The following is a 23,861-nucleotide window of genomic DNA, read 5'->3' on the forward strand; positions in this document are numbered from 1 at the left end:
CCGAAAGCCTGCCGCCCTGGGCGGTTTTTTCCGACCTGTGGGGGCAAGGTCCGGGCGACCGATTAATTTGCCCCGTCACGGTTTCGTCATCTGGATAAGCCACCCTGTCGCCCTTCAAACCAGCCCGGACCCCATCATGCTTCACGCCGAAAACCAGGACCGCCTCTACCTCATCAGCCCCAGCGACGAACAGCAGAACCTCGTCGACAGCCTGTCCTTCAATGTGCAGGACCGACACTGGCTGGTGTATTGCGCCCTCGGCGGCCACCAGCACGCCGACCTGCCCGAGACCGACCTGCTGACCGGGATCAGTGTGCTGGAGTTGTATTCACAGGCGGCATGAAATCGCTCCTGCAAAAACACCTGTGGGAGCGAGCTTGCTCGCGATAGCGTCCGCACACCAACACATCTGTTGACTGACAGGCCGCTATCGCGAGCAAGCTCGCTCCCACATTGGGGATGGTTGACTTTTACTCAGCCAGCACCTGGCCAATGGTCGGGTCCTTGAACAGACGCGTCAGGGCATCGCTCAACACATCGCTGACCAGCTTGGTGTTGGTGTCCTGGTTGGGCGCCATGCCGAAGCGCTGGTCCAGCGACGCACCGTAGCGACCGCTGTAGCGGCGGTTGGCATTCTGCACGTCGGAGCGGAAGGTCGCGCCGATGGTGGCTTCGGTCACGTACATGCCTTCCTTGGGCGACTGGTACTTGAGTTCGGCCAGGGTCACGGTCAGTTGCGGCGCGTTCAAAGCGTTCGCGGTCGGGGTGAAGCCGAGCAGGCGGACAGCGGCTTCAGCCTGGGCCTGCAGCTTGGGCAGGATCTGCGCGCCCTGCACCGTGATCACGCTGGTTTCCGGGTACAGCCCGCCACGGGTGCCGAGGGTCGGCGACGGACGACCGTCCACTACCCGTACCACCACCGGCTGGCCACGTCCTACGGGCGCCAGTTGGGCGTTGAGCTTGGGCTCGGGGTTGAGTTGTTGCGGGCTGTGGGCGCAGCCGACGAGGGTCAGACTGGCCACGGCGATCAAACCGAACAACAGGCGTTGCAACATGCGCTTCTCTCCAGAATCGGGCACGAACAGGCCGGCAGTATAGCGGTGCGCTCGGCCTCGGAACTAGCACCGCACGATGAATACTCAAATGTCTGACACGGGCCGGTAACCGCGGTTCCTGTCACCCCATTGTCACGGTCCTTACACCGCCATGTCATGGCCCGCTGTCAGGCTAGCCCCAAGCTCCCTGACCCGGTATCCGATCATGCGCTTGCTCATTTCCCTGTTCACACCGCGCCCTCATCACCGCAGCTTCGCCCTGCTGGACCGCAACGGTCTTTGCCAGGCGTTCAAGCAATGCAGCCTGCAACCCATGGGCGAAGGCTGGGTGGAAATCGAAGAGATCCGCCTCAACTGGCTGCACCAGCCACTGCCCGCCAGCGCCCGCGTGCAACCGGTGCGCGCTCGCGCACGCAACCGACAACTGTTGACCATCTGACCGGACGGCTAATAAAAGTCATTAATCACGACCATTTCCCTGCGTTTCTTCGATACAATCTCCCCCCGATTATAAGGACGTCTCCTGATCGGGCCCCGCAACGCCGCTGATGCGCAGGTATTGGCACCCCGCACCGCCCACAGAGAGCCGCCCACACAGATCGAGTGAAGCTGGCGCGCTTGCTGTTTCTCAAGCTATTGACCACTTTTCGCGCATCTGCAGAGCTGTCATTACGCTCGGTCACTGAGCTGTCTGCCCGTTTTGCCTGTCATGTAATACATGGGGGCAACCAAACCGGGCGCGGTGCCAGGCTGGGACAGCCCTTTTTTGAGGTTCACGTCTTCAAAAGAGCGTGAAAAAACGGGTTTTCACAACTTCACAAGAGTGTGGCGAGCAAATGAAGAGTTTTGCGTCTGAACAAGCACCATTAGCGTCTGAAACAGCCCAACGATACAGGACCGGATATCGCTCAAGAACCGCTGCCTGAAGCCTGTCCGCTACGGATTTGGTTGCGCTAACGGATGTCTCGGCCATAAGTCGAATTGCCTGCCCGGCGCTTAAATGAGTTCATGTGACTCTGTAAGGCCAGGCTGCATGCATCCGCAGTAGTTGCGAAAAATTGCGAAGATTCGGACATGGCGATCCTGGCCATGGGTACCTGGGGCACCACCACCTGCCCCGCCAATCCTGGCCGCTATGCCGACAATTTGGTGCTGCAGATTTTGGAGACGCGTTAAATGGCGCATAACGAAGCAGTCGATGTAGTTCTGGTAGGGGCCGGCATCATGAGTGCCACCCTGGCCGTACTGCTCAAGGAGCTCGACCCCGCGATCTCGCTGGAAGTCGTCGAGCTGATGGATTCCGGTGCCGCGGAGAGTTCCAACCCCTGGAACAACGCCGGTACCGGCCACGCCGGGCTGTGTGAGCTCAACTACACGCCCCAGGCGGCCGATGGCAGTGTCGACATCAAGAAAGCCGTGCACATCAACACCCAGTTCGAGGTGTCGAAGCAGTTCTGGACGTACCTGACCAAAAAGGGCACGTTCGGTTCTTCCAAGTCGTTCATCGCCCCGGTGCCGCACCTGAGCTTCGTCCAGGGTGAAAAAGGCGTGTCGTTTCTCAAGAAGCGCTTCGAGCTGCTGAGCAAGCATCATGCCTTCGCCGACATGGAATACACCGAGGACAAGGCCGTGATGGCCGAGTGGATGCCGCTGATGATGCCGGGCCGGCCAGCCGATGAGGTCATCGCCGCCACCCGCGTCATGAACGGCACCGACGTCAACTTCGGCGCCCTGACCAACCAGTTGCTCAAGCACCTGACCAGCGCACCGGACACCCAGGTCAAGTATTGCAAGCGCGTCACCGGCCTCAAGCGCAAGGGCAGTGGCTGGACCGTGAGCATCAAGGACGTCAATTCCGGCAGCACCCGCGAAGTCGACGCCAAGTTCGTCTTCCTGGGCGCCGGCGGCGCGGCCTTGCCGCTGCTGCAAGCCTCGGGCATCGAGGAAAGCAAGGGCTTCGGCGGCTTCCCGGTCAGCGGCCAGTGGCTGCGCTGCGACAACCCGGACGTGGTCAAGCACCACCAGGCCAAGGTCTACAGCCAGGCCGCGGTCGGCTCGCCACCCATGTCGGTGCCGCACCTGGACACCCGCGTGGTCGATGGCAAGAAATCCCTGCTGTTCGGGCCCTACGCCGGCTTCACCACCAAGTTCCTCAAGCACGGTTCGATCATGGACCTGCCGCTGTCGGTACGGGCCGGCAACATCGGTCCGATGCTGGCCGTGGCCCGCGACAACATGGACCTGACCAAGTACTTGATCAGCGAAGTGATGCAATCCATGGAACAACGCCTGGAATCGCTGCGGCGCTTCTACCCCGAGGCGAAAGCCGAGGACTGGCGCCTGGAAGTGGCCGGCCAGCGGGTGCAGATCATCAAGAAAGACCCGAAGAAAGGCGGCATCCTGCAGTTCGGCACCGAGCTGGTGGCGGCCAAGGACGGCACCCTCGCCGCCCTGCTCGGCGCATCGCCAGGTGCTTCGGTGACCGTTTCGATCATGCTGGAACTGATCGAGCGCTGCTTCCCGGACAAGGCCAAGGGCGAGTGGGCCACCAAGCTCGCGGAAATCTTCCCGGCCCGGGAAAAAGTGCTGGAAACCGACGCGGCGCTGTATCGCAAGATCAACGCGCAGAACAATGTCGCGCTGGAACTGGTCGAGCAAAGCAGCGAGACCCAAAGCTACGCTTGAGGCTCGCCCCATAAAAAACGCCCCGTTCTCCATGAGAGCGGGGCGTTTTTTATGGGTGACGTTTTGTGGCGAGGGCGCTTGCTCCCGCTGGCCTGCGAAGCAGGCCCATGATCAATCAGCCACGCGCCTTCTCGATCAATTCGATGTATTCCTCGGCGTTGCGCTGGTCCTGGACCAATGCCACGAAGTCGTTGCCGTGCTCATCCTTGCCATGGAGGTCGTAGCCGGCTTCGACGAAGAAGGTCAGGAACCGCTCGAAATCATCGACCCGCAGGCCACGGTAGCCCTTGATCAGTTTGTGCAGCGACGGCGAAGTGGCATCGACCGGTTCGAAATTGAGGAACAGCTTGATCTGTTCGTCGCCAATCTCGTCACCAATCACCTGTTTCTTGTCTTTACGCATTGCCGGCTCCAACTCGCACGATTCACGGGGCGGGCAGTTTACCCCCGGCAGGCCCCGAGGCTCAACGCGAGCGTTCGGCCCCGGTGTGCAGATCAGCCCAGATGTGGCCATTGGCGTAGGTGAGGAACTGCACATACACGGTGTTGTTGCGCAGCAGATCGATGACCACCCGGTATTGGGCCTGTGGATAAGTCAGGGTGAGGGTCTTGCTGGCCTCGTCGAAAACCGGCTTCTTCAGGCTTTTGCTTTCGCCGTCGAAGTTGAGGATCACCTGGTTGAGGCTGGCGCCCTTGTTCAGTGGCTTGCCCTTGAGGCGCACCAGCAAGGGTGAAGTGACCGGGATCGGCTGTTGATTGGATTGACGCTGATTGCCCAGCACCACCGAATAGTCGGTGACCTGCAGCAATTGCTGCTGTTCGGGCTGTTCCTGGCGCGCCACGAGGTCGTCGGGGGGCAGGAACTGGCTGTGCATCGGTGCGGCCATCGCCGTCAAAGGCAGGCTGGATATCAGCAGTACAGCGGCGCAACGGCGAATCGAGACAGGCATGGCAAGCTCCGGGGTCTTGGCCGGGCACTCTAGCATGAGCCTGGACGGTAAAAATAACGATCCAGATCAATACATCCGCGCAACGAGCACGGCATACTCAAAGAGCCATCAGCCCCGGTCTAGCGGTGCATGCCTTTGTGGCGAGGGCCAGTGCCAGCCCCCTTGCGAGGAGTATTCATGTCTTTCTCCGCCCCACCATTGTTTGCCGCCTGGCGCCAGAGCTGGCAGGCCGGTTATACCCTTGCGCGCCTGCGCGGCGACCTGGTGGCCGGGCTGACCGTCGGGATCATCGCCATTCCCCTGGCCATGGCCCTGGCGATCGCCGTTGGCGTGCCTCCGCAGCATGGCCTGTACACCGTGCTGGTGGCGGCGCCGCTGATCGCCCTCACCGGTGGCTCGCGCTTCAACGTGAGCGGACCGACGGCGGCGTTCGTGGTGATCCTGTTGCCCATCACCCAGCAATACGGCCTGGGCGGCCTGCTGTTGTGCACGATGCTGGCCGGCCTGATCCTGATCGCCCTGGGCCTGATGCGGGCCGGACGGCTGATCCAGTACATTCCCTACCCGGTCATCCTGGGCTTTACCGCCGGGATCGGCGTGGTCATCGCCACGTTGCAACTCAAGGACCTGCTGGGCCTGAGCAACGTCGGCCAGGCCAGGCACTACATGGAACAGCTCGGCGAACTGCTCATCGCCCTGCCCGGCGCCCGCCTGGGCGATAGCCTGATCGGCGTCACCTGTCTGGCGCTATTGATCATCTGGCCGCGCTGGGTGCCGAAAGTCCCCGGGCATCTGGTCGCTTTGCTGGTGGGCGCACTGCTGGGGCTGGCGATGGAGCGCTGGGGCTTGCCGGTCGCGACACTGGGCGAACGCTTCGGTTACGTGGTGGAGGGCGTCACCTACCCGGGCATCCCACCGTTTCTGCCAAGCTTCGACTGGCCCTGGCATCTGCCGGACGGCCAGGGCCACCCCCTGAACCTTTCCTATGACCTGATCCGCCAGTTGCTGGGCCCCGCCTTCGCCATCGCCATGCTCGGCGCCATCGAGTCACTGCTGTGCGCCGTGGTGGCGGACGGCATGACCGGCAGCAAGCACGACCCCAATGCCGAGCTGATAGGCCAAGGCCTGGGCAATCTGGTGGCGCCGCTGTTCGGTGGCATCACCGCCACCGCCGCGATTGCCCGCAGCGCCACCAATGTGCGCAGCGGCGCGTCGTCACCGTTGGCGGCGATCATCCACAGCCTGGTGGTGCTGCTGGCGATGGTGCTGCTGGCACCGCTGTTCAGCTACTTGCCCATGGCCGCGCTGGCGGCATTGCTGGTCATGGTTGCCTGGAACATGAGCGAAGCCGGGCATGTGCTGCACACCCTGCGCATCGCCCCGCGCAGCGACGTGCTGGTGCTGCTGACCTGCCTGGGCCTGACGGTGCTGTTCGACATGGTGCTGGCCGTCGCGGTCGGTCTGTTGCTGGCCGCCGGGTTGTTCATCAAGCGCATGAGTGAACTGACCGACAGCGCCGAACTGCCCCGCCACTTCCACCAGGCGTTGCAAGACATGCCGGAGCATGTGCGCTGCTATGGCATCCGCGGGCCGCTGTTCTTCGGCGCCGCCGAAAAAGCCCTGGATGTGCTACGCCGTTTCGACCCGGGGGTTCGGGTGGTGATCGTGGAGATGAGTGCCGTGCCGATGCTGGACATGACCGCGCTGGCCGCGTTTGAAAACATCCTGAAGGATTACCGCAAGCAAGGCATCGGCCTGATCCTGGTGGCGACCGCGCCGCGGGTACGCCTGAAACTGCGCCGCGCCGGCATCCATCGCGAGCAGCGCCAACTGGCTTATGTGAAAACGCTGGAGCAAGCGCGGATCAAGAGTGAGCGCTGGCTGCAAGCCCACTGCGCCTGACCTGTGGCGAGGGGGGCCGCTTCGCAGCCCAGCGGGGATAAATCCCCTCGCCACGAAAGCAAGCTCACACAAAACTCCTGTGGCGAGGGGATTTATCCCCGTTGGACTGCGTAGCAGGCCCAAAAAAGATCAATGCGGTGTGCCTGACACACCCAGGCGCCTGCTCCAGGGGGGGCCGCTTCGCAGCCCAGCGGGGATAAATCCCCTCGCCACAAAAGCACTCGCCACAGCCCCCTCTTTTGTCTTGTTGGATAGTGGGCAACCACACAACCGTGGCGAGGGAGCTTGCTCCCGCTGGACTGCGCAGCAGGCCCAAAACGATCAATGCGGTGTGCCTGACACACCCAGGCTTCAGTTCCAGGGGGCCGCTTCGCAGCCCAGCGGGAGCAAGCTCCCTCGCCACAGAACCTCCGCAGCCGGTGCCGATGCGGTGCTCAGTCGAACTGCGCCCGCATCCATGCCTGGTACTCAGCCACGCCAGGCTCGCCCTCGCGGGGTGCCCAGTGGGCCAGTTCGCCGTCGCCCACCGGGCGGTAGGGACCGGCCTTGCATTCGAACATCAGGCTGTCGGCTTCCAGCACCACCAGGCCGTGATACACGCCAACCGGCAGGTCGACGCCCAGGCAATCGCCGCCGGCCTGCAGGACGCGCTTGTCCACCACCGCACCGTCTTCATCGAAGATCAACACCCCCAGCCGCCCTTTGAGCACCAGCAGGGTTTCCGCCTTGTCGGCACTCAAGTGGCGGTGCGGAGGGATGTACGTCGAAGGCTGCAAGCCTACCGCCATGCGATGGCAAGGTTCGTCCATCTGATGAAAGTTGTGGTGCTGTCGCCCACGCGCGCTGGCGGCGGCTTTCCCGGCCACTTCATCAAACAACGCTTGATCCAGGAAGCTCGGCCGAGTCATCGATTACATCCCCTTGACCGCGAAAATACCGTTCGCGTTGCGCCAGTAGCCTTTGTAGTCCATGCCATAGCCGAAGATGTAGCGGTCGATGCACGGCAGGCCGACGAAATCGGCCTTCAGGTCCGGACGGGCCTTGCGGTCGTGGTCCTTGTCGATCAGCACAGCGGTGTGCACCGCACGGGCGCCGGCATGCTTGCAGAAGTCGATGATGGCGCCGAGGGTGTGACCTTCGTCGAGAATGTCGTCGATGATCAGCACGTCGCGGTCGATGAACGAGACTTCCGGCTTGGCCTTCCAGAACAGGTCGCCGCCGCTGGTCTCGTTGCGATAACGGGTGGCGTGCAGGTAGGACGCCTCCAGCGGGAAGTTCAGGTAGGTCAGCAGCTTGCCGGAGAAAATCAGCCCGCCGTTCATGACGCAGAACACCACCGGGTTGGACTCGGCCAGTTGCTCATTGATCTGCGCGCCGACACGGGCGATCGCCGCTTCGACTTCGGCTTCGGTGTACAGGCAGTCAGCCTCTCGCATGATTTGACGGATATGCTCGAGATCAGCGGACATGGCGCTCTCCAAGGGGGTTGAGGGGGCGGGAGGTTCAGAAAAGCGGGCAAAGGTACGCATCCCGCCCGGCCAGATCAAGCGTTTGTGGACTAACGTTCTGTATTGTCTATAGGACAACACCCTCGGATAGATTAATCTAGGCCGGTTTTTTTGCCCGCCGCCGGAGCCTTCCCCATGCCCATTCTCGAGATCCGCCATCCGCTGATCAGACACAAACTCGGCCTGATGCGCCGCGCCGACATTAGCACGAAGAACTTCCGGGAGCTTGCCCAGGAAGTCGGTGCCCTGCTCACCTACGAAGCCACCAAGGACCTGCCCCTGGAGTCCTATGAAATCGACGGTTGGGCCGGCAAGGTCCAGGTCGAGAAAATCGCCGGCAAGAAAATCACCGTGGTGCCGATCCTGCGCGCCGGCATCGGCATGCTCGAGGGCGTGCTGAGCCTGATCCCGGGCGCCAAGGTCAGCGCCGTGGGCGTGGCGCGCAATGAAGAAACGTTGCAGGCCCACACCTACCTGGAAAAACTGGTACCGGAAATCGACGAACGCCTGGCCATGATCATCGACCCGATGCTCGCCACCGGCAGTTCCATGGTCGCCACCATCGACCTGCTGAAAAAAGCCGGTTGCCGGGACATTCGCGCGATGGTGCTGGTGGCCGCGCCCGAAGGCATCCAGGCCGTGCAGGATGCGCACCCCGACGTGACCATCTACACCGCGTCCATCGACCACAAGCTCAATGAACATGGCTACATCATCCCGGGCCTGGGCGATGCCGGCGACAAGATCTTCGGCACCAAGCAGAAGGACGCCTGAGCATGCAGGATGAGTTCAACGATCCGCTCTGGCGCCAGGTACTGTCCGGCGCGCAGATGCTGTTCGTCGCCTTCGGCGCGCTGGTGCTGATGCCATTGATCACCGGGCTGGATCCGAACGTGGCGCTGTTCACCGCGGGCCTGGGCACGATCCTGTTCCAGGTCGTCACCGGGCGCCAGGTGCCGGTGTTCCTGGCGTCGAGCTTTGCCTTCATCACCCCGATCATCCTTGCCAAGGGCCAGTTCGGCCTGGCGGCGACCATGGGCGGTGTGATGGCGGCCGGCTTCGTCTACACCTTCCTGGGCCTGGCGGTGAAGATCAAGGGCACCGGCTTCATCGACCGCCTGCTACCGCCGGTGGTCATCGGTCCGGTGATCATTTCCATTGGCCTGGCGATGGCGCCGATTGCCGCGAACATGGCGATGGGCAAGGCCGGCGACGGCACCGAACTGATCCACTACCAGACGGCGATGATGATTTCGATGCCCGCCCTGCTCACCACTCTGGTCGTCGCGGTGTTCGGCAAAGGCATCTTCCGCCTGGTGCCGATCATTTCCGGCGTGCTGGTGGGCTTTGCCATGGCCTTTTTCTTTGGTGTCGTGGACACCGCGAAAATCGCCGCCGCGCCTTGGTTCGCCCTGCCGAACTTCACCGCACCGGCGTTCAACTGGCAGGCGATCCTGTTCATCGTCCCGGTGGCCCTGGCGCCGGCCATCGAGCACATCGGCGGCGTGATCGCCGTGGGCAGCGTGACCGGTCGCGACTACCTGAAAAAGCCAGGCCTGCATCGCACCCTGTTCGGTGACGGCATCGCCACCACCGCAGCCGGCCTCTTCGGCGGCCCGCCCAACACCACCTACGCCGAAGTCACCGGCGCGGTGATGCTGACCAAGAACTACAACCCGAAGATCATGACCTGGGCGGCCATCTTCGCCATCAGCCTGGCGTTCATCGGCAAGTTCGGCGCACTGCTGCAAAGCATCCCGGTGCCGGTGATGGGCGGGATCCTCTGCCTGTTGTTCGGTTCGATTGCGGCGGTGGGCATGAACACGCTGATCCGCCACAAGATCGACTTGGGCGAAGCGCGTAACCTGGTGATCGTGTCGGTGACCCTGGTGTTCGGCATTGGCGGCGTGCTGGTGGGCACCGGCACCGGCCCGGACGACTTCGGCCTCAAGGGTATTGCGCTGTGCGCGGTGGTGGCGATTGCGCTGAACCTGCTGCTGCCGGGCAATGACGGCTGGAAGCACAAGAAACCGGATGAGCCGCTGATCTGATAGATGTGCTGTCGGGTCGGGCCTCTTCGCGAGCAAGCCCGCTCCCACAGGATGCTGGATGGTCACAGAATGTGTGACACCCGAGGTCCACTGTGGGAGCGGGCTTGCTCGCGAAAGCGCCCTTGAATTTTATAGCGCCATCGGCGCCCGTTCACACAGAGTGCTCAATGCCTTCGCCCACTGCGGATCGTCATTGAGGCAGGGCACCAGCACCAACTCCTCCCCACCCGCCTCGCGGAATTGCTCGCGCCCACGATCACCGATCTCTTCCAAAGTCTCGATGCAATCGGCCACGAACGCCGGGCACATCACCAGCACTTTCTTCACGCCACTTTTGGCCAGTTCTTCCAGGCGCGCTTCGGTGTAGGGTTCGATCCACTTGGCGCGGCCAAGGCGGGACTGGAACGACACGGACCACCGCCCTTGCTTGAGCCCCATCTGCTGGGCAAACAGCTCGGCAGTGCGGATGCACTGGGCGCGGTAGCAGGTCGCAATGACCTCCGGTGGAGCGTTCTTGCAGCAGTCGGCGTCCTTGAAGCAATGAAACCCCGTCGGGTCGAGCTTGGTCAGGTGCCGCTCCGGCAAGCCGTGGAAACTCAACAGCAGATGATCGTGATCCTGCATCAGGTAAGGCTTGGCGCTGGCGACCAGGGCGTCGAGGTATTCCGGCTGGTCGTAGAACGGCTGCAAGACCGAGAACTGCACGTTGAGCTTGTTTTCCCGCACCACTCGCCTGGCTTCCTCGACCACCGTGGTGACAGTGCTGTCGGCGAACTGCGGATACAACGGCGCCAACGTGATCTTCTGGTGCCCCTGGCTCGCCAGGCGCACCAGCGTCGACTCGATGGACGGCTCGCCGTACCGCATCGCCAGTTCCACCGGGCCTTGGGTCCACTGGGCGGTCATGGCTCGTTGCAGGCGGCGGCTGAGCACCACCAGCGGCGAGCCCTCGTCCCACCAGATCGAAGCGTAGGCGTGCGCCGACTGCTCGGGGCGCTTGACCAGGATCAGCGACACCAGCAAGCGGCGCACCGGCCACGGCAGGTCGATGACATATGGGTCCATCAGGAATTGATTGAGGTAACGGCGCACATCGGCCACCGAGGTGGAAGCAGGCGAACCCAGATTAACCAGCAGCAACGCGTGATCGGTCATGCAACGTCCTATTTCAAAGGCGGCTGGACAAGTCATCCAGGGCCGCGGGTAAATCGGTGAAGCGGAATGTGAAACCTGCCGCCTGCAATCGGGCCGGCGTGGCGCGCTGCCCGCCCAGCAACAGCAATGACAACTCCCCCAGCATGACTTTCAACGCAAGCTCCGGCATCGGCACCACGGCTGGCCGGTGCAACGCGCGACCCAGGGCCTTGGCGAAATCGCGATTGCGCACCGGGTTCGGCGCGCAGGCATTATAAGGACCGCTGGCGTCGTCCTGGTGCAGAAGAAAATCAATCAGGGCGATTTGATCGTCGATATGAATCCATGGCATCCACTGCCTACCATTGCCGATTCGCCCGCCCAGCGCCAGTTTGAACGGCAGCGACAGCCGCGACAAAAGGCCGCCCTCGGCGGACAGCACCAGACCGGTCCGCACCAGCACCACGCGCAGGCCCAGGGCCTCGGCACGTTGCGCGGTTTCTTCCCAGGCGATGCACAACTGGCTGGCGAAATCCTCGCTTACCGGCCCGCAAGCCTCGGTCAACTCGCGTTCACCACCATCGCCATACCAGCCCACGGCGGAACCGGACACCAGCACCCGCGGTTTCTGCTCGCAACGTTCCAGCCACGCCAGCAATACTTCGGTCAGGGTGATGCGACTGCTCCACAGCAACATCTTGCGCTTGTGGGTCCAGGGACGGTCGCCAATCGGCGCACCGGCCAGGTTCACCACGGCGTCCACGGGCTCGACGATGTCATCGAGCCGGGCGATGCCCTTGACCTGCGCCCCGCAGATTTTCGCCACCTCTTCGGGGCGACGACTCCAGACCGTCAAGCGATGCCCCTGTCCCAACCACAGGCGGCAGAGCTGACGCCCGATCAAACCAGTACCGCCGGTCAGCAATATGTGCATGAGATGTTCCTCGCATCGCGTTTTACCCAGCCCACTAGTCTATTTTTATAAGCAGGGATTTTTCGTATCGGACAGGGTCTGTGTTTAACAATAGGACAACCTATCCGAACGCGAACGGTAAAACTTATACCAAAAACCCGAATTGTACAGGTTTAAACGACGGCGTAGTCTGTACAGAAAAGGTAAACGAGGCCCTCATGACTGTACCTATCGCAATCATCGGCACCGGCATCGCCGGACTCTCAGCCGCCCAGGCCCTGACGGAGGCCGGGCACATCGTTCAACTCTTCGATAAAAGCCATGGCAGCGGCGGACGCATGTCCAGCAAGCGCAGCGACGCCGGCGCGCTGGACATGGGCGCCCAGTACTTCACCGCCCGCGACCGGCGCTTCGTCACGGAAGTGCAGCGCTGGCAAGCCAATGGCTGGGCCGCGGAATGGAACCCGCAACTCTACAATTTCCAAGGCGGGCAACTGAGCCCCTCGCCGGACGAGCAGACCCGCTGGGTCGGCACGCCCCGTATGAGCGCCATAACCCGGGCCCTGCTCGGCACGCTGCAAGTGCAGTTTTCCTGCCGGATCACCGAGGTGTATCGCGGCCAGGAACACTGGCATCTGCAGGACGCCGAAGGCTTCACCCACGGCCCCTTCGGCCAGGTGGTGATTGCCACCCCGGCGCCCCAGGCCACCGCCCTGCTGGCGGCCGTACCGAAGCTGGCCGGCGTGGCGGCCGGCGTGAAAATGGACCCGACCTGGGCGGTGGCCCTGGCCTTCGAAACGCCGCTGGACACCCCCATGGAAGGTTGCTTCGTACAAGACAGCCCCCTCGACTGGCTGGCCCGCAACCGCAGCAAGCCGGGGCGCGACAGCACGCTCGACACCTGGGTGCTGCACGCCACCAGCGACTGGAGCCGGCAGCACATCGACCTGTCCAAGGAGGCGGTGATCGAGCACCTGCACGGCGCCTTCGCCGAACTGTTGCACAGCGCCATGCCCGCGCCGCACTTCAGCGTGGCCCACCGCTGGCTCTACGCCCGCCCCGCCGGCAGCCATGAATGGGGCGCCCTGGCCGATGCCGACCTGGGCCTGTACGTGTGCGGCGACTGGTGCCTGTCCGGCCGGGTCGAAGGGGCCTGGCTCAGCGGCCAGGAAGCCGCTCGTCGCTTGCACGCCAGCCTGCAGTAAACCGCCTCACCCGCCCTGCCCGCTGCTGTCGAAACAGACAGCAGCCCCTCTTTGAAAAAACATCGCCCATGCCCGCCTGCTCGCGAAAGCGGTTCTCAAGCCGACAATGCTGTTGGCAGGTCCACCGCTATCGCGAGCTCGCTCGTACACGCACGAAGACGCCTGGCTGCCCTCAGGTCGGCAAAACCGTTTGACTTGTACAACTTCACCTCTATGATGAAACATATTGTACAAATTTCACTACCTGTACAAGATTATGTCATCCGAGGTGCCCATGCCCAACGAAGCCGTCGCCAAACCAAAAATCGCCATCAGCGCCTGCCTCATGGGCGCCGAAGTGCGCTACAACGGCGGGCACAAGCAATCGCCGTTGTGCAGTCGCACCCTGGTCGATTACTTCGATTTCGTGCCGGTGTGCCCCGAAGTCGCCATCGGCCTGGGCATCCCCCGTGAGCCTATCCGCCTGGTAGGCAACCCCACAGCGCCAAATGCGGTGGGCACGGTCAATCGCGAGCTCGACGTCACGCAACCGCTGGCCGATTACGGGCGGCAGATGGCCGGGGAGCTGGATGACATCTGCGGCTACATCTTCATGCAGAAATCCCCATCCTGCGGCTTGGAACGGGTCAAGGTCTACGCCCCCGACGGGGCGCCTCAGGACGGTGGCGGGCGCGGTGTCTACGCCCAGGCCTTCTGCGAACGCCATCCCGACTTGCCGGTGGAAGAAGACGGTCGCCTCAACGACCCCGTGCTGCGGGAGAACTTCCTCACACGGGTGTTCGCCTATGCCGCCTGGCAGCCCTTGCGTCGCCAGGGCCTGACCCGCCGCGACCTGATCGACTTCCATTCGCGCCACAAATACCTGCTGATGGCCCACAACCCGGCGCAATACAAAGCCCTGGGCAATTGGCTGGGCAACATGGGCAAGGAAGACCCCGATGAACTGGGCCGACGTTACTTCAGCGCGCTGATGAGCGCCCTGAAAAAATGCGCCACCCGCCGCACTCACACCAACGTGCTGCAACACCTGAGCGGTTACCTCAAGCGGGCCATCGGCACGGAGGACAAACAGGAGGTGCAGCACCTCATCGGGCAGTATCGCCTCGGCATCGTGCCCCTGGTGGTGCCGCTGACCCTGCTCAAGCATCACTTGCGCCTGCATCCCGACCCGTACCTGGCGCAGCAGGTCTACCTGCAACCGCACCCGGAAAACCTCAGCCTGCGAAACGCCATCTGATGAAGCGCCCAACCGATTCCAGTGCCAGCGAAGACCTCGGGACGGATTTCGCCGAAGCCTTGGCGCAAGGCTGGCTGCCGATCCGTGAAGTCGCCCGGCAAACCGGCGTCAACGCCGTCACGTTGCGTGCCTGGGAGCGTCGCTACGGCTTGATCGTGCCGCACCGCACCCCCAAGGGCCACCGACTGTTCAACGCCGAGCATGTCCAGCAGATCCAGAGCATCCTCACCTGGATCAACCGCGGCGTGGCCGTCAGCAAGATCAAGCCCTTGCTCGACACCCCGCAGCCGGCCGCCGAACCGTTGGAAAACGACTGGCAACGCCAGCGTCACGCCCTGGTGCAGGCGGTGACGCAACTGGCCGAGCGGCAGATCGACGACCTGGTCAACCAGGCCATGGCCCTCTACCCGCCCCGGACCGTGTGCGAGCAATTGCTGTTGCCGTTGTTGGCCGACCTGCAGTTGCGCTGGCAGGGCCAGTTCGGGGCGCAGTTGGAACGGGTCTTCCTGCACTCGTGGCTGCGCAGCAAATTCGGCAGCCGTATCTATCACAACAACCGCCAGTTGCGCGGCGCGCCGTTGCTGCTGGTCAACCATTCGGACCAGGTCCTGGAGCCGCACCTGTGGCTCACCGCCTGGCTTGTCAGCAGCGCCGATTGCCCGGTGGAAGTGTTCGACGGTCCGATCCCGCCAGGCGAACTGGCCCTGGCGGTCGAGCGCCTCGGGGCTCGCGGCGTGCTGCTGTACGCCAGCAACGCCATCAACCTGTCGCAACTGCCCCGGCTGCTGGTCGGTGTCGCCTGCCCGATCATCATTGCCGGCCCGGCCGCTTCGATTCACCACGCGCGGTTATCCACCGGTGTGTCGGCGATCGACGTGGCCTGGGCCGAAGACCCGCTATCGGCCTACCACGAACTGAGCCGCCGAGAACTTCTTTGAATGGAAAACAACATGCAATTGATCTGGCTACGCAGTGACCTGCGTCTGCACGACAACACCGCCCTGGCGGCCGCCGCAGCCAAGGGCCCCGTTGTAGCGGTGTACCTGCTGAGCCCAGAGCAATGGCGCGCCCATGACGATGCCCCGTGCAAGATCGATTTCTGGCTGCGCAACCTCGCGTCGCTGAGCGCAAGCCTGGGCAACCTGAACATTCCCCTGCTGATCCGCACCGCTGCGCACTGGGACCAGGCGCCGCAGGTGCTGCTCACGCTGTGCCGGGAATTGAAGATCAGCGCCGTTCACATCAACGAGGAATACGGCCTGAACGAAACCCGGCGCGACGCCGAGGTCGCCCAGGCCCTGGCCGGGGAAGGCATCGACTTCCACAGCCACATCGACCAGGTGCTGTTCAAGCCCGGCAGCGTACTGACCAAGACCGGCAATTACTTCCAGGTGTTCAGCCAGTTCCGCAAGGTGTGCTACAGCCGTCTGCACTTTTCGCTGCCGGGCCTGGTGCCTGCACCGGTCCGCCAGGCCCCCACCAGCATTGCCAGTGACCCGGTGCCGACGCACGTCGAAGGCTTCGAGCGTCCCGGCCAGGCGCTGAGGGCACTCTGGCCCGCCGGTGAGCAGGAAGCCCGGCGGCGCCTCGATACGTTCGTCGACCAGCAGATCGACTATTACCAAAGCGAGCGGGACTTTCCCGCCAAATCCGGCACCAGCCAACTGTCGGCCTACCTGGTGGCCGGCGTGGTTTCGCCGCGCCAGTGCCTGAACGCTGCGTTGCAAGCCAACCGGGGCGAGTTCGAGAGCGGCAGCGCCGGCGCGGTCACCTGGATCAATGAACTGCTCTGGCGCGAGTTCTATAAACATATCCTGGTGGGCTACCCACGCGTCTCCCGCCATCGCGCGTTTCGTCTGGAAACCGAAGCCTTGGCCTGGCGCGACGCCCCGCAGGAACTGGCCGCCTGGAAGCAGGCCCGCACCGGCCTGCCGATCATTGACGCGGCCATGCGCCAATTGCTGGAAACCGGCTGGATGCACAACCGCTTGCGCATGGTCGTCGCCATGTTCCTGACCAAGAACCTGCTGATCGACTGGCGTGAAGGCGAGCGCTTCTTCATGCAGCACCTGATCGACGGCGACTTGGCGGCCAACAACGGCGGCTGGCAGTGGAGCGCGTCCACCGGCACGGATGCGTCCCCCTGGTTCCGCATCTTCAACCCGTTGAGCCAGTCGGAGAAGTTCGACTCTGAAGGGCGGTTCATCAAGCACTGGCTGCCGCAACTGAACGATCTGGACAACCAGCAGGTCCATAACCCAAACCGCCGGAACGGGGGCGATCTGTTCAGCGCGGTGGACTATCCCGCGCCAATCGTCGATCTTGGCCAGTCCCGCGCGCGGGCCCTGGCAGCGTTCAAGAACCTGCCGAAAAGGCAGGACACTGCCGTTTAGCCGCTGTGCGATTAGCGAACATAAATAATTGGCGTAAACAGTGTTTATTTAGGGCCCAGGCTTATAGTCTTACTAATCACATGGACTTCACGCGAGACCCCTATCAACCAGCACGCGGCCTTTCGAAAAAAGGAGTATGGAATGGATCGAAGTTCGCTCCCTCGGTATTGGTTGACCGGTGCCGGCAACGGCATTGGCGCTGCATTGGCCGAAGCGATACTCGAAACCGGCGCCCGCGTGGCAGTCAGTGCCTGCTCGGCACAAGCGTGCGAAGCCCTTTCGGCCCGTTATCCAGGACAAGTCCTCGCCGTGCCCGGCAACCTCAGTGACAGCCAGACCGTGCGCGAGATCGGCGAGACGATCGCCCGGCAATGGGGCGCCCTGGACCGGGTGATCCTAAACGCCGGCACCGCCGAATACGTCCACGGGCAGCCCTTGGAACAGACGATGATCGAGCACATCGTGCGCAGCAACCTGCTGGCCGCCAGCTTCTGCATCGAGACGGCCCGGCCATTGCTGGGCGCTGGCAGCTATCCGCACCTGGTGGGCCTTACCAGCCCCGTGACCTACCTGACGTCCTTGCAAGCCGCCGGTGGCAGTTCGTTGCGCGAACTGTTCGAGACGGCTCGCCAGACATTGGTCGCCGAGGGGACCGACGTGACGCTGGTCACTCCAGGGGTCGACAGTGCGTCACTGAGCGTCGACGACTGTTTCCCCAAGCCGGCCCATTGGTCGGCAGGCGATGCCGCGACCTACCTGCTCGGTCAATTGGCAGAACGCCCGGCCGAAGTGACACTCTCGGTCTCGTTCGTGTCGTCACTCTGGCCGCTATCGACTGCCGCCAACGGCCGTCAGGCCCAGGCCGCCCCCGGGGACTCGACAAACCGGTCGCCGATCAAGGGTCAACCCTGAGCACCCCGGTTGCCTTACACTGCGCGCATGAAAACCATCCCCCTCCATGACATCGCCACACCCGCCGTCACGTGTTCGACGTGTGCGGCATGCTGCTGCCAGTTGGAAGTGATGCTGATCACTGACACCGGGGTGCCGGAGCGTTTCATCGACACCGATGATTGGGGCGGGGAAGTCATGCGGCGGCTCGACGACGGCTGGTGCGCAGCCCTGGACCGCGACAGCATGATGTGCACGATCTACGAGAAACGCCCACTGATCTGCCGCGAGTTCGAGATGGGCGCACCGGAGTGCATTGAAGAGCGCAAGGCAATTGCGACGGCGTATCGCTAGGACAGACTTATCTGCAATAAACCTGTGGCAGCGCGCCTGCCCCCGAAGAGGATTCGCCAGGCACCCTGACGGTACCTGATTCAACCTCTTCGCGAGCAAGCTCGCGTCCACAGTGAGGGTCTTGCGGTATGACGTTACAGCGGCATTGTGTAGTGAAGCGCGAAGCTTTCCACACCGTCGTTGGTCGACTTGATGCCAGCGTTGGAGTAATGCGTGGCGCGAATGCCCACTTCATGCCCGCCATTGAAGCGCAGGCCGAGGCCGATACGGTCTTCAAACTGGAATGCCGTGCCGAGCTTGTTGCTCTCCACTTCAGTGTTGGCAAACAACGCAACGCCGACACCCGCCTCGATGTAAGGCTTCACATTCTCACCGGCGAACTCATAAACGAATACCGGCGAGAACGACAGGCTGTGGTTGCTGGAAGTCTCGTCACCTTCCCAATAGGTGTAGGCACCGCTCCAGTAGCCGGTCAGACGGCCGACATCGCTCTGCAACCAGCTTTTATCCCAATCGAACTGCATCCCCAAACGATACGTCATGGTCGAATCGCTGGTCTGGCCAATGCCAAACTCCACGCCAGCCGCCTGTGCGGTGTAGGTGTGCCCCAGTAGTGCAGCCGCAAGCGCGGCAAAGCAGAATAAGCGCTTCATTAGAAACATCCTTTTCCGAACAGACTTAGTAGTTAGTTTTTTGTTACAAACAGACAAAGCTATAGAAATCCGCGCTGAAGCAGAAGTTCAGCACTTTTTACAGAATTTTCACATTTTCTTACAGGCCGAAGCTTCGCACAACGCCAGACGATTGCCATAGCATTGGTAGGATTTTTCCTAAATGTGTCGGGTCTGCGCTACTCCAGAATTGAGTTTCGCTGGGCGGCCCTTCGGCCAGCAGCGCCCGATCCGCCAGCAGGCGCTGGAGCTGACGGGCCACGGCGGCACCGGTGTCGATCAGGCTGATGTGCGGCGCAATCATTTCCTGGAGCAGCGGCTTGAGGAATGGATAGTGGGTGCAGCCCAGGATCAATGTGTCGCATCCGGCGGCGAGCAACGGCTCGACGTAGTGTTGCAACAGTTGACGCAGGGCCGGGCTGTGCAAGTCCCCCGCCTCGATCATTTCCACCAGCCCCGGGCACGGCTGGGTGATGACCCGCACATCGGCGGCAAAGCGGTCGAGCAGCGCCGCGAACTTGGCGCTCTGCAAGGTGCCCGTGGTAGCCAGCACACCGACGATGCCGCTGCGGGTGGCGGCCGCCGCCGGCTTGACCGCCGGCTCCATGCCAACGATGGGCCACTGCGGGAAGTCGCGACGCAGGTCGGCCACCGCCGCCACCGTTGCAGTGTTGCAGGCCACCACCAGTGCCTTCGCGCCTTGGCCCAGGAGAAAGTCCGCAATGACCGCGCAGCGCTGGCGGATGTATTCCGGGCTCTTCTCGCCGTAGGGAATATGCCCACAGTCGCCAACGTAGAGCAGGGATTCATTGGGCAACAGCCGCCGGATCTCCCCCAGCACCGAGAGCCCGCCAACACCGGAGTCCATCACGCCGACCGGCGCTTCACTCATGACGGCCACCGCAGACGCTGCAACCGGGATCGCGCTTGACCCGCAGTTCGCGAAACCGCGAGCCCAGGGCATCGATCAGCAGCAAGCGACCCACCAGCGGCTCGCCAAAGCCCACCAGCAGCTTCAAGGCTTCAAGGGCCTGCAGGCTGCCGACCAGCCCGACCAGGGGCCCCAGCACCCCGGCTTCGCTGCACGTCAGCTCGGCCTCGCTGCCGTGGCCGTAGAGGCAGTGGTAGCAAGGGCTTTCGGCGCGCCGTGGGTCGAAGACCGACAACTGCCCTTCCAGGCGAATCGCCGCGCCGCTCACCAGGGGCTTGCCTGCCGCGACACAGGCGGCGTTCACCGCTTCGCGGGTGGAAAAATTGTCGGAGCAGTCGAGCACCAGATCCACGGTCGCGACCGCGGCGGCCAGGCTGTCGGCATCCATCGCTGCCCGGTGCGGCACCAATCGAACCTCGGGATTGATCGCCGCCAGGCGCCGCATCGCCGAGTCGACCTTGCCCAGACCGACGCTGTCGGTGTCGTGGATGACCTGGCGTTGCAGGTTGGTCAGGTCAACCGTGTCGAAATCCGCCAAGTGCAGTTCGCCAACGCCGGCGGCCGCCAGGTACAGCGCCACCGGTGCGCCGAGACCACCAAGGCCGACGATCAATACACGGCTCTGCTTGAGGCGCAACTGACCGTCGATGTCGACGTGTTGCAGCAGAATCTGCCGGCTGTAGCGCAATAATTCCTGATCGTTCAGCACGGCAGGCACCCCAGGCTGATGCGTTCATGGCCGCCCAGGTCCTTGCGGCTGTGGACCTCGCGCAAGCCTTGGGCCTGCAACAGGTCTCGCACCGCCGCGGCCTGGTCGTACCCATGCTCGAGCATCAGCCAGCCGCCGGGTTCGAGATGGGCCGGTGCCTGGGCAATGATGTCGCGCAGGTCATCCAGCCCGTCCTGGCCGGCCACCAGCGCACTGGCCGGCTCGAAACGCACGTCGCCTTCGGCCAGGTGCGGATCGGTGGCGGCAATGTAGGGGGGGTTGCTGATGATCAGCCCGAACCGCTCGCCTTCCAGCGCACTGAACCAGTGGCTGCTCAGCACCGTGACGTTGCGCAGGTCCAGGCGCTGGCGATTGCGCTCGGCCAGGGCCACGGCCTCCAGCACCCGGTCTACCGCTGTCACCTGCCAGGCCGGGCGCTCGCTGGCCAATGCCAGGGCGATGGCGCCGCTGCCGGTGCCGAGGTCGAGGACCCGCGCCGGTGCGGCCGGCAACAAGGTCAGCGCGGTTTCCACCAGCAGTTCGGTGTCGGGACGCGGGATCAATGTATGGGGGGCGACTTCCAGGTCGAGCTTCCAGAAGCCCTGTTGCCCCAGGATGTAGGCCACCGGCTCGCCGGAACGGCGGCGGCGCAGGTATTCGGAGAACAGCAGCGCGGCTTCGCTCGGCACGATCCGCTCGGGCCAGGTGTGCAGGAAGCTGCGGGACTTACCCAGCGCAGCCGCCAGCAACAACTCGGTATCCAGACGCGGCGTGGGTGAATCCGGCAACTCGGCGGCGCGTAACAAACTGGCGATGATGGTCATGTGTTCACCTGTGCTTAATCGCCAATCGCCGCCAACTGGTCGGCCTGGTACTCGGCCAGCAACGGCTCGATGACCGCATCGACCCCGCCGGCAAGAATGTCGTCGAGGGAATACAGGGTCAGGTTGACGCGATGGTCGGTGACCCGGCCCTGGGCGAAGTTGTAGGTGCGGATCCGCTCGGAACGATCCCCGGAGCCCACCAGCAATTTTCGCTCGCTGGCGATGGCGTTGGCGGCGGCGCTGGTCTGCTGGTCATTGAGTTTGGCCGACAACCAGGCCATGGCCCGCGCCCGGTTCTTGTGCTGGGAGCGCTCTTCCTGGCACTCGACCACGATGCCCGAGGGCAAGTGCGTGATGCGGATCGCCGAGTCGGTCTTGTTGACGTGCTGGCCGCCCGCCCCGGAAGAACGGTAGGTGTCGATCCGCAGGTCCGCCGGGTTGATCTCGATGGCTTCCTGCTCGTCCGGCTCGGGCAACACCGCCACGGTACAGGCCGAGGTGTGGATCCGGCCCTGGGATTCGGTGGCCGGCACGCGTTGCACGCGGTGGGCGCCGGATTCGAACTTGAGCTTGCCATAGACGTTGTCGCCCTCGACCCTGGCGATGACTTCCTTATAGCCGCCGTGTTCGCCTTCGTTTTCCGAGAGGATCTCCACGCGCCAGCCGCGCCGTTCGGCGTAACGCGAATACATGCGGAACAGGTCGCCGGAAAAGATCGCCGCCTCGTCGCCACCGGTGCCGGCGCGAATCTCCAGGAACACGTTGCGCCCGTCGTTCGGGTCCTTGGGCAACAGCATGCGTTGCAGGCGGCTTTCCAGCTCGATCAACTGTTCCTTGGCCTCGCGGACTTCCTCCACCGCCATTTCCCGCAGGTCCGGGTCGCTGTCCTTGAGCAGCGCCTGGGCGCTTTCAAGGTCGCCCTGCACCTTGAGCAACTGCTTGTAAGCCACGACAATCGGCTCGACCTCCGCGTACTCCTTGGAATAGGCGCGAAATTTGTTCTGGTCGGAAATGACTTCGCCGTCGCCCAACAAGGCGGTCAGTTCTTCGAAGCGGTCCTGGAGAATGTCCAGCTTGTTGAGCAGTGACGCTTTCATTGCGTTTTTTTATCCGAAAAGCTATCCGGTGAACCCTCACCGAGGGCAAACAGTTCCTGGGCCATGGCCAGCGCATCGAGACGGCCCTCGGCGGTCAGCTTCTTGAGCTGGACACTGGGGGCGTGGAGCAGTTTGTTGGTCAGGCCGCGCGCCAGTTGCACCAACACCTCTTCGGCACTGCCGCCGTTGGCCAGCAGGCGCTGGGCCTTTTGCAGTTCTTCGTCGCGCAGGCGTTCGCTCTGCTGACGGTACGCCTTGAGCACATCCACCGCCGCCAGCTCGCGCAGGCGCACCATGAAGTCCTCGGCGCCGACGGTGATCATCTCTTCCGCCGCCTGGGCCGCGCCCTGCCGACTCTTGAGGTTCTCGGCCACCACCTCGTGCAGGTCGTCGACGCTGTAGAGGTAAACGTCGTCCAGCTCGCCGACTTCCGGTTCGATGTCCCGTGGAACGGCGATGTCGACCATGAAGATCGGTTTGTGCTTGCGCAGCTTCAGGGCGCTTTCCACCGCGCCCTTGCCCAGGATCGGCAATTGGCTGGCGGTGGAGCTGATGACAATGTCGCTGTGCACAAGCTCGGCGGGAATGTCCGACAGCAGCACCGCGTGGGCGCCGAACTGTTCGGCCAGGATACTGGCGCGCTCCAGGGTCCGGTTGGCGACGACGATGCGCTTGACCCCCAGGTCGTGAAGATGGCGGGCGACCAGGGTGATGGTCTCGCCGGCGCCGATCAGCAGCGCCTGGCTGCGTTGCAGGTCGCTGAAAATCTGTTTCGCCAGGCTGACGGCGGCAAACGCCACGGACACCGGGTTCTCGCCGATGGCAGTGTCGGTGCGCACCTGCTTGGCGGCGTTGAACGTGGCCTGGAACAGCCGCCCCAGCAGCGGGCCAACGGTTCCGGCCTCGCGGGCCACGGCGTAGGCCGACTTCATCTGGCCGAGGATCTGCGGCTCGCCCAGTACCAGCGAATCGAGGCCCGAGGCCACGCGCATCATGTGACGAACGGCCGCATCGTCTTCGTGCACATAGGCACTGGCACGCAGCTCTTCGAGGCTCAGGTCGTGAAAACCGGCCAGCCAGCGCAGTACCGAATCGGCCGAAACATGATCCTGTTCTATATAAAGCTCGCTGCGGTTGCAGGTGGAGAGGATCGCGGCTTCGCGGCTGTCGGTCAGTCGGCAGAGCTGCTGCAGGGCCTCAACCAGCTGCTCAGGCGTAAAGGCCACGCGCTCGCGGACGTCTACTGAAGCAGTCTTGTGGTTAATACCAAGTGCAAGGAAGGCCATTCAAGGTCGCTGATGGTGACGTGAAGCCGGCAATTGTCCTACTTCGCCAGATTCAGAACAACCAC

General features: G+C 63.2%; 25 protein-coding genes. 12 read left to right on the forward strand and 13 right to left on the reverse strand.

Going from position 1 to position 23,861, the window contains the following annotated elements; translation table 11 throughout:
• Window positions 1–136 precede the first annotated feature (136 nt).
• The gene (locus V5F23_RS23230; RefSeq protein WP_047735959.1) at window positions 137–343 is read left to right on the forward strand and encodes a hypothetical protein; all 207 of its coding nucleotides are present in this window, start codon (window positions 137–139) and stop codon (window positions 341–343) included.
• 127 nt (window positions 344–470) lie between these two features.
• Here V5F23_RS23230 and V5F23_RS23235 read toward each other — a convergent pair whose 3' ends face one another.
• Window positions 471–1,055: a YajG family lipoprotein gene (locus tag V5F23_RS23235; RefSeq protein WP_047735960.1), complete on the reverse strand. Its 585-nt coding sequence runs from the start codon at window positions 1,053–1,055 to the stop codon at window positions 471–473.
• 205 nt (window positions 1,056–1,260) lie between these two features.
• Between V5F23_RS23235 and V5F23_RS23240 the strand changes: the two genes are divergently transcribed.
• Window positions 1,261–1,494 carry a hypothetical protein gene (locus V5F23_RS23240; protein WP_042732368.1) on the forward strand — a complete coding sequence of 78 codons (234 nt, stop codon included), beginning with the start codon at window positions 1,261–1,263 and terminating at the stop codon, window positions 1,492–1,494.
• 737 nt (window positions 1,495–2,231) lie between these two features.
• Window positions 2,232–3,740: a malate dehydrogenase (quinone) gene (gene mqo / locus V5F23_RS23245; RefSeq protein ID WP_047735961.1), complete on the forward strand. Its 1,509-nt coding sequence runs from the start codon at window positions 2,232–2,234 to the stop codon at window positions 3,738–3,740.
• 115 nt (window positions 3,741–3,855) lie between these two features.
• Here the strand turns inward: mqo and V5F23_RS23250 are convergent, their stop codons facing one another.
• Both V5F23_RS23250 and V5F23_RS23255 read right to left on the reverse strand, forming a co-directional pair.
• On the reverse strand, window positions 3,856–4,143 hold the full coding sequence (locus V5F23_RS23250) for a PA4642 family protein (protein ID WP_042732370.1): 288 nt from the start codon (window positions 4,141–4,143) through the stop codon (window positions 3,856–3,858).
• Window positions 4,144–4,204: 61 nt separating this feature from the next.
• Entirely contained in the window at window positions 4,205–4,690 is a 486-nt protein-coding gene (locus tag V5F23_RS23255) for a hypothetical protein (RefSeq protein ID WP_042732371.1), read from the reverse strand.
• 177 nt (window positions 4,691–4,867) lie between these two features.
• Here V5F23_RS23255 and dauA point away from each other — a divergent pair, with 177 nt between their 5' ends.
• The gene (gene dauA / locus V5F23_RS23260; RefSeq protein ID WP_042732372.1) at window positions 4,868–6,592 is read left to right on the forward strand and encodes a C4-dicarboxylic acid transporter DauA; all 1,725 of its coding nucleotides are present in this window, start codon (window positions 4,868–4,870) and stop codon (window positions 6,590–6,592) included.
• Window positions 6,593–7,026: 434 nt separating this feature from the next.
• On the opposite strand, the gene V5F23_RS23265 is transcribed toward dauA, so the two are convergent.
• Window positions 7,027–7,500: a WbuC family cupin fold metalloprotein gene (locus V5F23_RS23265; RefSeq protein ID WP_338496720.1), complete on the reverse strand. Its 474-nt coding sequence runs from the start codon at window positions 7,498–7,500 to the stop codon at window positions 7,027–7,029.
• A gap of 3 nt (window positions 7,501–7,503) precedes the next feature.
• Window positions 7,504–8,061, reverse strand: coding sequence for a hypoxanthine-guanine phosphoribosyltransferase (locus V5F23_RS23270; RefSeq protein ID WP_042732257.1), 558 nt, complete (start codon window positions 8,059–8,061; stop codon window positions 7,504–7,506).
• A 174-nt stretch (window positions 8,062–8,235) separates the two neighbouring features.
• On the opposite strand from V5F23_RS23270, the gene upp reads away from it, so the two are divergent.
• Complete coding sequence (upp, locus tag V5F23_RS23275; RefSeq protein ID WP_042732256.1) at window positions 8,236–8,874, forward strand: uracil phosphoribosyltransferase; 639 nt, start codon at window positions 8,236–8,238, stop codon at window positions 8,872–8,874.
• A 2-nt stretch (window positions 8,875–8,876) separates the two neighbouring features.
• On the forward strand, window positions 8,877–10,151 hold the full coding sequence (locus tag V5F23_RS23280; protein WP_047735965.1) for a uracil-xanthine permease family protein: 1,275 nt from the start codon (window positions 8,877–8,879) through the stop codon (window positions 10,149–10,151).
• 129 nt (window positions 10,152–10,280) lie between these two features.
• Here the strand turns inward: V5F23_RS23280 and hemH are convergent, their stop codons facing one another.
• Both hemH and V5F23_RS23290 read right to left on the reverse strand, forming a co-directional pair.
• On the reverse strand, window positions 10,281–11,306 hold the full coding sequence (hemH, locus tag V5F23_RS23285) for a ferrochelatase (RefSeq protein WP_047735966.1): 1,026 nt from the start codon (window positions 11,304–11,306) through the stop codon (window positions 10,281–10,283).
• A 13-nt stretch (window positions 11,307–11,319) separates the two neighbouring features.
• On the reverse strand, window positions 11,320–12,219 hold the full coding sequence (locus V5F23_RS23290; protein WP_042732253.1) for a TIGR01777 family oxidoreductase: 900 nt from the start codon (window positions 12,217–12,219) through the stop codon (window positions 11,320–11,322).
• Window positions 12,220–12,416: 197 nt separating this feature from the next.
• On the opposite strand from V5F23_RS23290, the gene V5F23_RS23295 reads away from it, so the two are divergent.
• The 6 genes from V5F23_RS23295 to V5F23_RS23320 all read left to right on the forward strand — a co-directional run bounded on the left by V5F23_RS23295 (window position 12,417) and on the right by V5F23_RS23320 (window position 18,278).
• Window positions 12,417–13,403: an NAD(P)/FAD-dependent oxidoreductase gene (locus tag V5F23_RS23295; protein ID WP_047735967.1), complete on the forward strand. Its 987-nt coding sequence runs from the start codon at window positions 12,417–12,419 to the stop codon at window positions 13,401–13,403.
• A gap of 274 nt (window positions 13,404–13,677) precedes the next feature.
• Window positions 13,678–14,640 (forward strand): 2-thiouracil desulfurase family protein, encoded by a 963-nt coding sequence (locus V5F23_RS23300; RefSeq protein ID WP_338496722.1) that lies wholly within the window; start codon window positions 13,678–13,680, stop codon window positions 14,638–14,640.
• Entirely contained in the window at window positions 14,640–15,578 is a 939-nt protein-coding gene (locus tag V5F23_RS23305) for a MerR family transcriptional regulator (RefSeq protein ID WP_042730417.1), read from the forward strand. The genes V5F23_RS23300 and V5F23_RS23305 overlap by 1 nt, the downstream gene beginning before the upstream one ends.
• 12 nt (window positions 15,579–15,590) lie before the next feature.
• Window positions 15,591–17,033, forward strand: a complete 1,443-nt coding sequence (phrB, locus tag V5F23_RS23310) for a deoxyribodipyrimidine photo-lyase (protein WP_338496724.1) — start codon at window positions 15,591–15,593, stop codon at window positions 17,031–17,033.
• Window positions 17,034–17,174: 141 nt separating this feature from the next.
• A complete protein-coding gene (locus tag V5F23_RS23315; protein WP_338496725.1) occupies window positions 17,175–17,945 on the forward strand; it encodes an SDR family oxidoreductase in 771 nt (256 codons plus the stop codon).
• A 27-nt stretch (window positions 17,946–17,972) separates the two neighbouring features.
• Window positions 17,973–18,278 carry a YkgJ family cysteine cluster protein gene (locus V5F23_RS23320; protein WP_042730415.1) on the forward strand — a complete coding sequence of 102 codons (306 nt, stop codon included), beginning with the start codon at window positions 17,973–17,975 and terminating at the stop codon, window positions 18,276–18,278.
• Between the two features lie 134 nt (window positions 18,279–18,412).
• On the opposite strand, the gene V5F23_RS23325 is transcribed toward V5F23_RS23320, so the two are convergent.
• The 6 genes from V5F23_RS23325 to hemA form a co-directional block, all read right to left on the reverse strand.
• Window positions 18,413–18,931 carry an acyloxyacyl hydrolase gene (locus tag V5F23_RS23325; protein WP_042730414.1) on the reverse strand — a complete coding sequence of 173 codons (519 nt, stop codon included), beginning with the start codon at window positions 18,929–18,931 and terminating at the stop codon, window positions 18,413–18,415.
• A gap of 118 nt (window positions 18,932–19,049) precedes the next feature.
• Window positions 19,050–19,841: a glutamate racemase gene (murI, locus tag V5F23_RS23330; protein WP_042730413.1), complete on the reverse strand. Its 792-nt coding sequence runs from the start codon at window positions 19,839–19,841 to the stop codon at window positions 19,050–19,052.
• A complete protein-coding gene (locus V5F23_RS23335) occupies window positions 19,834–20,589 on the reverse strand; it encodes a molybdopterin-synthase adenylyltransferase MoeB (protein WP_042730419.1) in 756 nt (251 codons plus the stop codon). Before V5F23_RS23335 ends, murI begins: the two co-directional genes overlap by 8 nt.
• A complete protein-coding gene (gene prmC, locus V5F23_RS23340; protein WP_123579885.1) occupies window positions 20,583–21,413 on the reverse strand; it encodes a peptide chain release factor N(5)-glutamine methyltransferase in 831 nt (276 codons plus the stop codon). The genes V5F23_RS23335 and prmC overlap by 7 nt, the downstream gene beginning before the upstream one ends.
• Before the next feature lie 14 nt (window positions 21,414–21,427).
• Window positions 21,428–22,510, reverse strand: a complete 1,083-nt coding sequence (gene prfA / locus V5F23_RS23345) for a peptide chain release factor 1 (RefSeq protein ID WP_123579886.1) — start codon at window positions 22,508–22,510, stop codon at window positions 21,428–21,430.
• Window positions 22,507–23,796, reverse strand: coding sequence for a glutamyl-tRNA reductase (gene hemA, locus V5F23_RS23350; protein WP_042730410.1), 1,290 nt, complete (start codon window positions 23,794–23,796; stop codon window positions 22,507–22,509). The genes prfA and hemA overlap by 4 nt, the downstream gene beginning before the upstream one ends.
• Window positions 23,797–23,861: the final 65 nt, after the last annotated feature.

The sequence above is a fragment of the Pseudomonas sp. WP18 genome, assembly GCF_036689585.1.
GTDB classification, from domain to species: domain Bacteria; phylum Pseudomonadota; class Gammaproteobacteria; order Pseudomonadales; family Pseudomonadaceae; genus Aquipseudomonas; species Aquipseudomonas chlororaphis_E.

What these genes read in the sequence shown, in the direction of transcription:
- V5F23_RS23270 (WP_042732257.1), bottom strand. Translation starts at nt 8,061, where the DNA reads ATGTCCGCTGATCTCGAGCATATCCGTCAAATCATGCGAGAGGCTGAC.
- V5F23_RS23280 (WP_047735965.1), top strand. Translation starts at nt 8,877, where the DNA reads ATGCAGGATGAGTTCAACGATCCGCTCTGGCGCCAGGTACTGTCCGGC.
- mqo (WP_047735961.1), top strand. Translation starts at nt 2,232, where the DNA reads ATGGCGCATAACGAAGCAGTCGATGTAGTTCTGGTAGGGGCCGGCATC.
- V5F23_RS23255 (WP_042732371.1), bottom strand. Translation starts at nt 4,690, where the DNA reads ATGCCTGTCTCGATTCGCCGTTGCGCCGCTGTACTGCTGATATCCAGC.
- V5F23_RS23320 (WP_042730415.1), top strand. Translation starts at nt 17,973, where the DNA reads ATGAAAACCATCCCCCTCCATGACATCGCCACACCCGCCGTCACGTGT.
- V5F23_RS23240 (WP_042732368.1), top strand. Translation starts at nt 1,261, where the DNA reads ATGCGCTTGCTCATTTCCCTGTTCACACCGCGCCCTCATCACCGCAGC.
- V5F23_RS23325 (WP_042730414.1), bottom strand. Translation starts at nt 18,931, where the DNA reads ATGAAGCGCTTATTCTGCTTTGCCGCGCTTGCGGCTGCACTACTGGGG.
- murI (WP_042730413.1), bottom strand. Translation starts at nt 19,841, where the DNA reads ATGAGTGAAGCGCCGGTCGGCGTGATGGACTCCGGTGTTGGCGGGCTC.
- hemH (WP_047735966.1), bottom strand. Translation starts at nt 11,306, where the DNA reads ATGACCGATCACGCGTTGCTGCTGGTTAATCTGGGTTCGCCTGCTTCC.
- prmC (WP_123579885.1), bottom strand. Translation starts at nt 21,413, where the DNA reads ATGACCATCATCGCCAGTTTGTTACGCGCCGCCGAGTTGCCGGATTCA.
- phrB (WP_338496724.1), top strand. Translation starts at nt 15,591, where the DNA reads ATGCAATTGATCTGGCTACGCAGTGACCTGCGTCTGCACGACAACACC.
- dauA (WP_042732372.1), top strand. Translation starts at nt 4,868, where the DNA reads ATGTCTTTCTCCGCCCCACCATTGTTTGCCGCCTGGCGCCAGAGCTGG.
- V5F23_RS23250 (WP_042732370.1), bottom strand. Translation starts at nt 4,143, where the DNA reads ATGCGTAAAGACAAGAAACAGGTGATTGGTGACGAGATTGGCGACGAA.
- V5F23_RS23295 (WP_047735967.1), top strand. Translation starts at nt 12,417, where the DNA reads ATGACTGTACCTATCGCAATCATCGGCACCGGCATCGCCGGACTCTCA.
- prfA (WP_123579886.1), bottom strand. Translation starts at nt 22,510, where the DNA reads ATGAAAGCGTCACTGCTCAACAAGCTGGACATTCTCCAGGACCGCTTC.
- V5F23_RS23300 (WP_338496722.1), top strand. Translation starts at nt 13,678, where the DNA reads ATGCCCAACGAAGCCGTCGCCAAACCAAAAATCGCCATCAGCGCCTGC.
- hemA (WP_042730410.1), bottom strand. Translation starts at nt 23,796, where the DNA reads ATGGCCTTCCTTGCACTTGGTATTAACCACAAGACTGCTTCAGTAGAC.
- V5F23_RS23235 (WP_047735960.1), bottom strand. Translation starts at nt 1,055, where the DNA reads ATGTTGCAACGCCTGTTGTTCGGTTTGATCGCCGTGGCCAGTCTGACC.
- upp (WP_042732256.1), top strand. Translation starts at nt 8,236, where the DNA reads ATGCCCATTCTCGAGATCCGCCATCCGCTGATCAGACACAAACTCGGC.
- V5F23_RS23290 (WP_042732253.1), bottom strand. Translation starts at nt 12,219, where the DNA reads ATGCACATATTGCTGACCGGCGGTACTGGTTTGATCGGGCGTCAGCTC.
- V5F23_RS23315 (WP_338496725.1), top strand. Translation starts at nt 17,175, where the DNA reads ATGGATCGAAGTTCGCTCCCTCGGTATTGGTTGACCGGTGCCGGCAAC.
- V5F23_RS23230 (WP_047735959.1), top strand. Translation starts at nt 137, where the DNA reads ATGCTTCACGCCGAAAACCAGGACCGCCTCTACCTCATCAGCCCCAGC.
- V5F23_RS23305 (WP_042730417.1), top strand. Translation starts at nt 14,640, where the DNA reads ATGAAGCGCCCAACCGATTCCAGTGCCAGCGAAGACCTCGGGACGGAT.
- V5F23_RS23265 (WP_338496720.1), bottom strand. Translation starts at nt 7,500, where the DNA reads ATGACTCGGCCGAGCTTCCTGGATCAAGCGTTGTTTGATGAAGTGGCC.